7 protein-coding genes are annotated in these 10,894 nt (G+C 39.4%); 5 read left to right on the top strand and 2 right to left on the bottom strand.

Annotation, left to right across the window (positions count from 1 at the left end; genetic code table 11):
• Window positions 1–168: 168 nt before the first annotated feature.
• Window positions 169–1,161, top strand: coding sequence for an IS110 family transposase (locus tag AAEY79_RS13895; protein WP_105244335.1), 993 nt, complete (start codon window positions 169–171; stop codon window positions 1,159–1,161).
• Between the two features lie 78 nt (window positions 1,162–1,239).
• On the top strand, window positions 1,240–1,461 hold the full coding sequence (locus tag AAEY79_RS13890; protein WP_352288789.1) for a helix-turn-helix transcriptional regulator: 222 nt from the start codon (window positions 1,240–1,242) through the stop codon (window positions 1,459–1,461).
• A gap of 226 nt (window positions 1,462–1,687) precedes the next feature.
• Here AAEY79_RS13890 and AAEY79_RS13885 read toward each other — a convergent pair whose 3' ends face one another.
• Both AAEY79_RS13885 and AAEY79_RS13875 read right to left on the bottom strand, forming a co-directional pair.
• Window positions 1,688–2,458 carry a hypothetical protein gene (locus tag AAEY79_RS13885; RefSeq protein ID WP_352288786.1) on the bottom strand — a complete coding sequence of 257 codons (771 nt, stop codon included), beginning with the start codon at window positions 2,456–2,458 and terminating at the stop codon, window positions 1,688–1,690.
• Between the two features lie 1,387 nt (window positions 2,459–3,845).
• Window positions 3,846–4,007, bottom strand: coding sequence for a hypothetical protein (locus AAEY79_RS13875; RefSeq protein ID WP_352288783.1), 162 nt, complete (start codon window positions 4,005–4,007; stop codon window positions 3,846–3,848).
• Between the two features lie 385 nt (window positions 4,008–4,392).
• Between AAEY79_RS13875 and AAEY79_RS13870 the strand changes: the two genes are divergently transcribed.
• Genes AAEY79_RS13870 through AAEY79_RS13860 form a run of 3 tightly spaced genes read left to right on the top strand, consistent with a single transcriptional unit; the run spans window position 4,393 to window position 10,764 of the window.
• A complete protein-coding gene (locus AAEY79_RS13870) occupies window positions 4,393–4,902 on the top strand; it encodes a hypothetical protein (RefSeq protein WP_352288780.1) in 510 nt (169 codons plus the stop codon).
• Window positions 4,899–7,388 carry a hypothetical protein gene (locus AAEY79_RS13865; protein ID WP_352288778.1) on the top strand — a complete coding sequence of 830 codons (2,490 nt, stop codon included), beginning with the start codon at window positions 4,899–4,901 and terminating at the stop codon, window positions 7,386–7,388. Before AAEY79_RS13870 ends, AAEY79_RS13865 begins: the two co-directional genes overlap by 4 nt.
• Window positions 7,375–10,764: a tyrosine-type recombinase/integrase gene (locus tag AAEY79_RS13860; protein ID WP_352288775.1), complete on the top strand. Its 3,390-nt coding sequence runs from the start codon at window positions 7,375–7,377 to the stop codon at window positions 10,762–10,764. The genes AAEY79_RS13865 and AAEY79_RS13860 overlap by 14 nt, the downstream gene beginning before the upstream one ends.
• The last annotated feature ends 130 nt before the right edge of the window (window positions 10,765–10,894 follow it).

Raw genomic sequence — 10,894 nt, 5'->3', positions numbered from 1 at the left:
TATTCATGAGCATTGAGAGTATGAGTATAACCTTAGTGCCTAGACACTGTGTAAGAGATTATGCCCAATGCTCATCCCATCATCTTCATATTCTGAATGGTATCCAAGTGCCTCGCCATCTACCAAGGTGTCATGAGTGACACTGCATAGACAAGGGAAGACAATAAGATGACACACTATATCGGCATAGACGTCAGTAAAAACAAGCTAGATATCGCCTGGCTCAAAGCCACTGATAATCTCAAATTTAAAACCAAAGTCTTTAAAAATGATTACAGTGACTACGCTGCTCTTATCAACTGGCTCATTGCTAACATCACTGACGACTTAAGTAATATTCACATCACGGTCGAGGCCACAGGAGTCTATCACGAGAACATCGCCTACTACCTATTTGATAAAGGTCTTAACGTCAGTATTATCAATCCTGCTTATATCAAAAGCTATGCTGCTAGTTTAGGAAGTCGCAACAAGACGGATAAAAAAGACAGTATGTTATTAGCCCGCTACACCTATAGTGCTAAGCCTAAATTATGGACACCGCCGCCAGCAGAGGCGCGTCACCTCAAGTCATTATTGTCGCGCTTAGACGCACTACAAGAAGACTTACAACGTGAGCTGAATCGATTGGAAAAAGCGCAGGCCACAGACACCGCTCCTATCGTTAAAGCTTCTATTGAGCATATGATAGCCTCTTTGCAAGCCGCTATTGTTAAGCTCAATGGTGATATTGATGACCATATCGATCATCATCACAATTTAAAGCAAGATCAGACTCTACTACAAACTATTAAAGGCGTCGGCCCTGTTGTCTCAAAGCAGATGGTGTCGCTGATGCATAATAAGCAGTTTAGTCAAGCGTCACAAATGGCCGCCTTTTTAGGCTTAGTTCCCAAACATAGTGAATCAGGGCTATTTAAAGGCAAGTCTCGCTTAGCAAAGAACGGCTCAAGTGATATCAGAGCCAAACTGTATATGCCAGCGCTAGTCGCCATTAAGCATAATCCTGATATTAAGGCGCAGTATGAGCGACTGCTTGCTAATGGTAAGTGCAAAATGCAGGCTGTCTGTGCAGCGATGCGCAAGCTTGTGCATATCTGTTTCGGTGTGATTAAACATCAGCAGTCTTACCAAGCAAAAGTTGAGCTAATTAGTGCTTGATTTGGCTTTTTTAAGATGGTATCTCTTAAACATGGTCCGATTTAATTATGCCACTACACTTTAGCAGTGGTTAATGAGATGACAACAGATGAGCGTATGATTGCCTTTGGAAAGCGTGTCCGTGAGATGCGAAAAAGCAAAGGAATATCCCAAGAAAGATTAGCGGAGATGGCAGGTATTGATCGTAGCTATATGGGAAACATTGAGCGTGGTGAAAAAAATATTACTCTGAAGAAAGCATATGAGATATGTGATGCGTTAGATGTTGAGATACAGGATCTAGTCCAAGGTTCAGACTAGATTTCGTGAAATTATATACTTTTGGGGATTGATTAGATTATACCTAGGGTTAGGTATATAGCTGCTTAGTCGTCTGTTTCAAATATGTTTTGATCAACATAGGCACTTTCATAGTCTGTTTGAAGTGGTTCCATTATACCAGTCTATTTTAAGTGGTCTATTAATTGGTTTTTGAAGCCTTTTTGATGGTTGCCCTAGGGTATGCTCAATGGAACTTAATAGTAGATCAGACTTCTGCTCTCCTAAAACTTAAAATAGTCTCAGTAGCGACTTGTTGAATGCGTTGCCAGTCCGCTAAGTTCCACCTTGAATAACTGGCATAGACATCTAGCTGCATAGCAGGTTCTAAGTCAAAATACTGAGTACAAGGAGGACGTATAACCTGTCTATTAGTACACCTTATATAAGTCACTATCGTACCGTTACCATCTCGCTTTATAAAAACATCCTCTGCATCACTGTCTTCACGCCATGGTTTGTTGGTCTTTGGGTCTATACCTGGCGGAGAATAGACTTCTAAACCATACTGTTTTTCAGGCAATTTTTCATATCGATGTCTAGGGGTAACCTCATAGGTAGGATTAATCTTACCTTTACCCAAGCGATCGATACCTTTGGAACCATAATAGCGATCACCTGAATTAATACCGACTGAGACCCACGGATTTTCTGGTAGCTTTTTTTCTTGATGATATATGTCTGCTAGCTTACCAAAAGGACCATCTAGTAGAGTTTTATCGGTATAGCGAATATCAAAGCCAAAACTATTGATTTTAGATTGATAGGTTCGTTCAGGCTTTTTGCCCACGCGCTTTTCTCCCCAACTAGGATCCCCATCATATTCAATCAATTCGACAAATTCTCTAGGTAGGTCTACAGAAACGCCACCAAGATCGCCAATGGCATATTTTTCTTCTGTATTAGCTACGGTTGAATTATCCGAACATCCAATAAGTGATAGAACGCTAGATAACAGCGCTATATATAAAATATTCATAGCTATGCGTTTATTCCTCTATCATAGTCATATCTGACTGGTGACAAGTTAAGCATGTGGATTAGATAATAGACTCCGAACGACTCTGTAGTTATTAAAGTTTTATTTGATAGTTCGATGCCTGTATAGCGCACCGATCACGAATAGAATATGTATGGTAAGTACACCATGAAGTACACTGTGACTATTTCAGCGAGTTAAAACGTTGATACCATTAGCCCACAGCTTAGCGTTCAAGTCCTCACTAGGGTACCGAATCAATGGAGGACTGATTGGTTAGCCATAGGTATACTCAATAAAATTCAGAGGAGCAATAGACGCTCTAAAAAACAGCGTACGTTCCTGCGTCATTTAGTGTTGTTAACTCTTTTACGCCTGCTGACTCCGACTGTAAATCCTCGATTTTGGATTGTCATTAGTAAAGTAAAAGCATAACTAATGGAGGCTAAAAGGGTATGTATCTAAACCATCAAGGCTTAGGTGGGTTTATTATTTTAGAATAATGAGCATGTAACAGTTGTATTAATTCCTCATTGGTAGCAATTCTACCTTCCACAAAATCGTCAAAAAGGTACTGAGTGTCAGGGTTCGAAGGTATATTGTCTACTGCAAAGCTACCTGCAGTCAGTGCGTTGCTATGCCGGCGCTTCGCAATTTCGGCTTCACTTACAAGGATAGGGCGATCATCAGACATTTTTCTTTCCATTTCATAAGTTGAGTCAGTTATCGCAATTTTTGCGATAACTGCATTTTAGAAAATGGTGTAACTGTCGCAAAATCTGCGATAGTTGCCCATTAACCATTTCTCATTATTTTTTGGGCTCTCGATTTCTGCGTCATTTTGTGTGATAGCGCGTCATTTAGTGTTTTTAACACTTTTTCTTTCTTGGAAATAGCTAATAGTAAGCAGTCCGCTATTTCTTGAATACAAGCTTGGCTCTCTGGAGAGCGACTAGATAACAAATCTTGCAATGTTTAAGCTATTTTATCTGTCTCCCAAAGCTGTCAACAGCGTTACGATAACCTATTTTAACTCTCGCTTTTTATGAATATTGGCTGATAGCTCATGGTACTGCTTATTCAAAGCCTTCTATCCCACAGTAGCTTCGAGCCGATACCTTATAATAGGAAGCCCTGTGATACTACTAAGGCTCATATGATTAAACATAGGTGGTATAGTAGTTGAAATGCGATCTGAAAAATTAGCTACTTCAGGTAACTCAAAATTTGCTTCTACCCAAAGCTTTCTTTCATTAGGAATTTCAGATTCATTGTGAGAAACGTGAAAATCAGGTCTTTTCAATCTGCGTATTGATAGGTCAATAGAAAACATTTTACAAAGTGCTTGTAGTACAGCTGTTTTCCCAGAGCCGTTAGGGCCAATTAACTAAGTTATTTTATCAAATTTTATCTCTGTTGGTTCTTTGCCGAAAGATTGAAAAAAATTGACGACATTGGCGCTGACTACGACTTCATCACCGCTCAGGTGACTTAGAAACATATAAGCAGTCTGTGCGTCTTCATCATAAAGTTCTACTCTAAGTGGCATTTATCCTACCTACCAGATAGTTATTTAAGTACATATCGATCTATACCCGATATCCACTCTCTACTCTTCAAATAGTATTCTGCTTTGTCTCCACTTTCCACCCTAAGCTATCAGCCTAAACTACTTTTCTAGTTATCTTATCCATTCATACACCTATAAGCTCTAGCTAAACTCCTAAAATACTACAGATAAGATCATCATAGATTCTATATAAAAGCTCAAAATTATGGCAAGGCGTCATTAGCTGTCGCTTAGTTCAAGTTTTTGCCTCAAAACCTCAAAAACTGGCTTTCAATTGTTTGCTAATACTCGTAAATTATTAGTGGAGGTCAATACACAGGATATAACGACCAAGTCATCAACTCGATATCTTAGTGGGAAAAATATGAAATCACTATCGATCGCTAAGCTACAAACACTCAATGTGCTTGTATATCCAGAAATCATTAGTCTGTTTGATATTTATACCTGCCATATCAGACCATTTCTGAATAGCCAAGCTATCGAACTTGAGCAAAGTAATGCTTGCCCAAAACTTACCTACTTTATAAAAGAAGAAAAAAAGTGGTTCTTGCTCAATAACCTTGAGCTATTTCATATAGCAAAAAGCCCTTATATTGATTTTGATGTATTAAAAAAAGAAGTAGCCGTGAAATATATATCAAAGAATCAGTTTAATTTTGACATCAGTTTTTACGAGCTTATTGATCTCATCGCAAAATACAATAAAGAAATAGATATCAAGCTCATTTACACGCAGCTAAACGAGATCTTGGATCAAGAGATAAACCAAAAATTATTTGGCAAAAATATTTTTGCTATTACTACATTTTGTCAGCTTATAAAGATAAATGAACAAACCTATTACAAGCGACCTTCTGAGGGTGTTTTATGACTGAGAATGCTGAGAATGCTCATGAAGAGCTAGAATGGCTTGATACGCCAACATTAACAGAAATCATTAAAAAAATTGATAATGACCAGAATTTTATATATCCAGAAGCAGTATCGACTGCCATATCTGAGATCACTTTAGCAGTACACAATAGCTATAGACAGCCAGATGATAATCCCCAAAATCTAATAAGATTAATATTACAGGTATTACAAAGAAGGCCAGTTCCTCAGCTTTCTATGACTATTAGTAGATCAGAATTAGCAAAAAAACCACTCATCATGCAATTGCTTCTTCTCATGCAACATTCTATCAATGAACATCAGCATGACTACCTACAGAAACGGTTAATTTGGCTAGCCATAGCAATGCACACCAGTGTGATACTAATGCAGCATAGTACAAAACAACACACCAAAAATATACTGATGCAATTTAAACAGGCGCAGTTTTCAAGATCTTCTAGACGAACATGGATTTGGCGTGAACTACCTGATTTACCTCAAATGACCATGAGTGTGGAAAGCATACTTACCATTTTCACTGTTCTATTAGAGCAGCAAAAAAGTGCATATGAATTGTTAAATGACCAGCAAGCTACTCATGCCGAAGAAAAGAAAGTAGCAAAAGATAAACTGAGCCAAATAGAGAAAATAACGACTGCCTATCAACACGCGCACGTGCCACAGAAGCCAAAACCTAAGCGTAAAAAGCTACCTAAGAACATTAAAGTTAAAGCTATCAACCTAGCAGATAACACATCAAAATATCCTGTAGACACCACTGCAACTAGGCATAACTGGAATACTACGTCCAGCAATGATGCATGGGGTAGCACACGTGACGATATAGAACACAGCGCTATCGCCATAGATCTTGCATTTTTAGAAGCTAATACTGAAAGCCATGAAGGATTAACCACCAGCTTTGAAGAGCGTATTGACCACTATGAAGCACCCTATGTCAGCTATGGCGAATATCCAAATCCATTATTCAAAAACTCTATACCGCTCCAAACTATAGATTTATCGCTACAGCAAAACTACATGTCTCAGCGCAATCTCGCGCTTAACTCTAACACGCGTTTACTCTCCCTTGCCGGCTACCAAGCGTTATTTGCTGCACTCAACCAAGACGCCAGCACCTTACCAGAATCAGAGACTGATAAAACCTGTGCTGGCATTTTATTGCTATCGATGCTTACTAGCCTTCCAGTTAAGTCCTTACTAATACCCGGCTATATCGGTCATCCTAGGATTTTCAACCTTAAAGGTAAAAAGTATTACATTGAACACAGCTTAGGTATTACCGACAGGTCCACAAGCCAAACACTGCTCGAAAATGATTATGAAAATACTTCTGATACCATCAAAGTTCCACTGCCGTTGTGGCTGATAGATGATTTACTTGCTTGCGAGTTGCCATTAAAAGAAGATTTTACGGCTTATCTTGCCGCCTTACGTAGCAGCCTTGGATTGCCGTACCTGTCCGTCAATCGTATAGAGACTGCACTACATGTCGTGCTCTCTCGTTATACACCTGATTGTCATGCACATATCGCCGATATCATCTGTCGCACGCCTGCGTCCCATGCTCCTGCGATGTACTATAGTAGCCACACCAGCGAAGCACTTATGGCTCACTATAAATCAGCACTGGGTATATTTAATAGCAACAGTGATTTTGACCTAACTTATATCATCGCTTGGCGCAAATATACAGTGGGGTCAGGGTTTGCGCTAAAGATTGAAACAGTTTGCGACATCGTAAATGAGATAAAATACTGGACTGATCAAAGTTCAAACGATGAGGAGCACTTTAACAGAACCAGTATTTTTGTATGGTTTGTCTTTTGCCTTTTAACCGGCGTGCGACCAAACAACGGTCTTGGCAGAATGTACGATATTGATCTTGATATGGGTTGGCTGCTCATCAATGACAAGCCTGTTAAGAAGGTCAAAAGTGATCGTCTCATTCCGCTATGCCCGACACTGATACGCCATCTAACAGACTATAGAGCGTATTTGATTAATTATCAGGCAAAGCATCAAGGTTATCATGACATCAGCGCTATCATTGACAATATCCGTTTGGGTAATGATGAAGCACTATTAAAGCTGTTGTATGAACGAGCTCCTAGTGTTAACGCCCCTACTCTTAAAGACATTAAGCGTGGCGATGCTTATCATATGACCAAACATATCATTGACGCCAATCCCTATTGGACACGCCACTTTGTTCGTACGCAGCTTGAAAATCTTGGCGTTTCCTTATCGCTGATTAACACAGTTATTGGTCATGAAAAAGCTCGTCAAGAAGTATTGGGACGTTTCTCATCAAGTAGTAAAGCAGATATTAAGCGTGTGGCGTCCGTGTTTGAAAAGATCGCAGCACAGCTTGGGTTATCAGATATCACAATCAATCATTACCCTAACTCAAATCATGTTGGCACAAGCACTGCAGAGGTTGATCATGCTAATAAATGAAATACAGCTGCCAAAAATCATTGATGGCTTAGCAAAGTTTGATGGTAGGAAAAAACGCTACGTGCCTTACCCATCTATACTCAAAAACAGTGACACGGCAAGGACACGTGAGATAAAGCTACTCGCCGACTTACAAACCGAATGGGAGTCATTGAAAAGGATTCATCCTGGAAGTATCGGATTCATACAGTCTTTCAATAAATACTACCAACAAGCGCTTTGGCCCAATGAGCGCATCTTTTCATTTTCGCCAAGCTCTAGCGATTATTTTGATTTGTCATGGCTATCTTGGAGTCAATCTTTAAGCCAGTTTCAGATAGAGCTTTACAGGCAATTGGAACCATTGTCCCAAGAGGGATTCGATGAGTTTCAGTCAATCATTGAAAACAAAATTGCAAAAGCTTACGAGTCATCTAAAACACTCAAACATATCTGGCAAGTCGTCGTTAAGTTCGTTAACTATCAAAATAAGTACCATATGCTTGCTGAGCATCACTATCCCAAGATAATCGCGCCACAACCTACTAAAATCAATCCACTAATTACAAATACAGCTTGGTTAAAAGACGGTAAGGCGCTGGTCAAAATTATTCGCGCAGTAGAGCATAATTGGGAGCAAACAGCCGATTATAGCCAAGATCAGATTATAGGCTGGCTGATATTCTCAGGAATTGTGTATGGCGGTATCAATGAGGTACAAATGCTTCAAGGGTGGTTTATCTCATTGCTCACCAAAGAGTATCAGCCATTCATCAAAGAAAGAATAATGGTCTCGCCGCGCTTTGTACAAAAGCGCTTTGGTAACGAGCGCGAAGAAGAAAGTGACCAGCTTTATAACACTAAGCAAATCATTGTAGATATGGTCAGTCAGTGTTGGCTAATGCGCTATCATGAAAAAAGCAGTCAATCAGAGATTAAACCTATCATTGCCAAGCTGTCAAAAGATAAGATAAAACAATATTTGACCGTAGCTTTATCTGACGTGATCAAGCCTTTGGGTATTAAGCCACTTCCCTTTTCAAGATTTTTATATTACGCCAGTTATTACTGGGAGGATTTCGATGACGCTAGTATCGACCATGCCTCAGTTGGGGTGCTGCGAGGTATGCATAATACTGCAGGATTAAGTACGCAAGACTTTGGTCGGTTTCTGAACCAAAAATGTCAGTATAAAAAGAAGCCGTATGATCTAGAACATATTTTGACGCTGTCTATCAGCAAAAACTCTGCCAATCAAAACGAGACATCTAGTAATAGTTCTACCAAAAAGATAGAGGTTAGAAAGTCTGATTTAATTATGAATCTGACTAAAGACTTCAAAATGGATGAAAAACAGAAAAAGAAAAAAACCAGCAAAAAGCCGCCTACTCTTATTGAAAGAGTACAAAAACGCTATGAACAATACGATGACTTAAGTGAAAAAATTTTATTAGATTGGGTGCTAAGTTTACTCAATCGAAAAGAGTCAAAATCGCTTAGTAATGAGTCTATTTTGAAATATATTAGAACCATAGGCTATGAGTGGTTGTATTTCACCACAGCGCAGCCGCTTGATATTTGGTCAGAGGAAGAGTTTGAGGAACTTTACGAAGAGATTTTAGAGTACAAAGCTGTCGTACGTAACAATACTGACATTGGATACTCTGCCAATTTATTGAAGAGTATGCACAACTTTGCAAAGAGCAAATACAACCTACCCTCCGTGAACTTCCAACAGTCGAAAAATGGTCGACGTGTACGTGCGGAGCTGATATCACCGCAAGCGTACCAAGCCATTATTACGCAGATACTGAGTTCCGTAGATATATTGGAGCGGGAGATGTTCGCGCTTTTATTTATCTTAGTCTATCGTACTGGCATGCGCAAAAAAGAGCTGTTGGGTCTTAAGTATAATGACATCGAAGGCTTAAAAACAGCTGTACCATCAGTGGTGATAAGGCCCAATAGCTACCGTCCAACTAAGACTCAAAGTAGTATTCGCCGCGTTCCCTTATTTGCTCTCCTCAAACCTAATGAGCTGAATTTTTTTATTAACTTTGTGCAGAGTAATATTGGCGACAACTCAAACAAATTTATCTTTACCTTATCATCGGATCAGCGCCCTATTGATGACCATGTTCCGTTGCAATTACTTAAACGAGTCTTAAAAGACATTTCGGTAGATGATAATGTTACAGAGCATACCTTTCATGGGTTTAGGCATACAGCAGTGAGTAACCTATCTTTAGCGCTAGTAGGCCATTCAGATCTCGTAGAAGCCCTTACCGATTATGATAAAAGCGACGTAATTCGCATCAAACAAGGCATACTCGGAGAGCATACAGATGCACAGGATCGCTGGTATGCTCTCTCAGGTATTATGGGACACTTATCGCCTGAGCGGAGCTTTGAGTATTACAACCATTTTGCCACGCTGATGGCGACCTATGCGCTTAGTAAAGCAGATATAACATTGCCAGAACGGACGCTGTATAACGTAACAGGTTTTACGAATAAAAAGCTTAAAGAAAATAATGTGATTGTTCGTAATAGTAGCGTCAGCATACCTAGTATACGTACGCTGTTATTTAAAAATATCATAGAAGGCAAACGCAAGTCACCGAAGTTTACGGTCGAAAACTGTGATAAGAAACTCCTCTTGAGTACCAATACATCAGTCACTAATGAGCTGTTTGGTCGTTATGGTCTAAACCGAGTACAACTGCTACTACAGACTTATGATAAAGAGATTCCTTTAAGTAAAGCGGCCCAGTTGGCAAATATCTCTATTCACGATGCAAAGGTTCTAATAGAACGTGCGAGCGAAGTTGCCAACATCACTACCAAACGCGGCAAACCTCGCTTTGTTAAGCTATCGGATTCAAATACCCCTGTACTGAGTCCACTGAACATTCAATACCAAAGTGATTTAAGATTGCTCTCGCTTTTGTTAAGTAATGCCTATCGTCTACGAGAAAAATCAGGGACTGATTGGACTTGGTTTATTGAGATATGTCGTGAAAAACTCTCTAGTAGCCGAGCATACCTACCATTTGGAAAAAGAGATGAAAAAGAATTGCAGCGTTTCATTGATATTGCTGAGAAATTGCTGCCTTTGAAACGTTGGCTGGTGAGTAGCAACGAAGATCTATTGATGCAAACTATGTCATCTACTGACTATCAAGACATTAAGCAACAATCTAATGAGTCGAAAAATGCTCTCAATATCGGTATTGCTAGTCAAGACCATAGAGAGCAAACGAACAAGTGGCAATACTCACCACTACTACGATTTTTTGTGCATATGATGCTGATTACAGATGAGAAACTATCTATTGGAATTTTTGACCAGACAGATGGACAAGGATTTAATGGCAGATTTGGTAAAAGGGCTTGATACTAAGTGAGACACTTAACAAGACGACTGAAGCAATTCAAAGTATTAACATTGAGACCATCCCAGATTCTGTGTAACTGCCATTTAGATTAAATGCTTACTGATACGGTCATCAAACATAATCATAAAA

Source organism: Psychrobacter sp. GW64-MNA-CIBAN-0177, assembly GCF_040309585.1.
GTDB lineage: Bacteria > Pseudomonadota > Gammaproteobacteria > Pseudomonadales > Moraxellaceae > Psychrobacter > Psychrobacter okhotskensis.
Note: the sequence above shows the minus strand (reverse complement) of the source record. Positions and strands in the feature narration are given on the sequence as shown.

What these genes read in the sequence shown, in the direction of transcription:
- AAEY79_RS13870 (WP_352288780.1), top strand. Translation starts at nt 4,393, where the DNA reads ATGAAATCACTATCGATCGCTAAGCTACAAACACTCAATGTGCTTGTA.
- AAEY79_RS13890 (WP_352288789.1), top strand. Translation starts at nt 1,240, where the DNA reads ATGACAACAGATGAGCGTATGATTGCCTTTGGAAAGCGTGTCCGTGAG.
- AAEY79_RS13875 (WP_352288783.1), bottom strand. Translation starts at nt 4,007, where the DNA reads ATGCCACTTAGAGTAGAACTTTATGATGAAGACGCACAGACTGCTTAT.
- AAEY79_RS13865 (WP_352288778.1), top strand. Translation starts at nt 4,899, where the DNA reads ATGACTGAGAATGCTGAGAATGCTCATGAAGAGCTAGAATGGCTTGAT.
- AAEY79_RS13895 (WP_105244335.1), top strand. Translation starts at nt 169, where the DNA reads ATGACACACTATATCGGCATAGACGTCAGTAAAAACAAGCTAGATATC.
- AAEY79_RS13885 (WP_352288786.1), bottom strand. Translation starts at nt 2,458, where the DNA reads ATGAATATTTTATATATAGCGCTGTTATCTAGCGTTCTATCACTTATT.
- AAEY79_RS13860 (WP_352288775.1), top strand. Translation starts at nt 7,375, where the DNA reads ATGCTAATAAATGAAATACAGCTGCCAAAAATCATTGATGGCTTAGCA.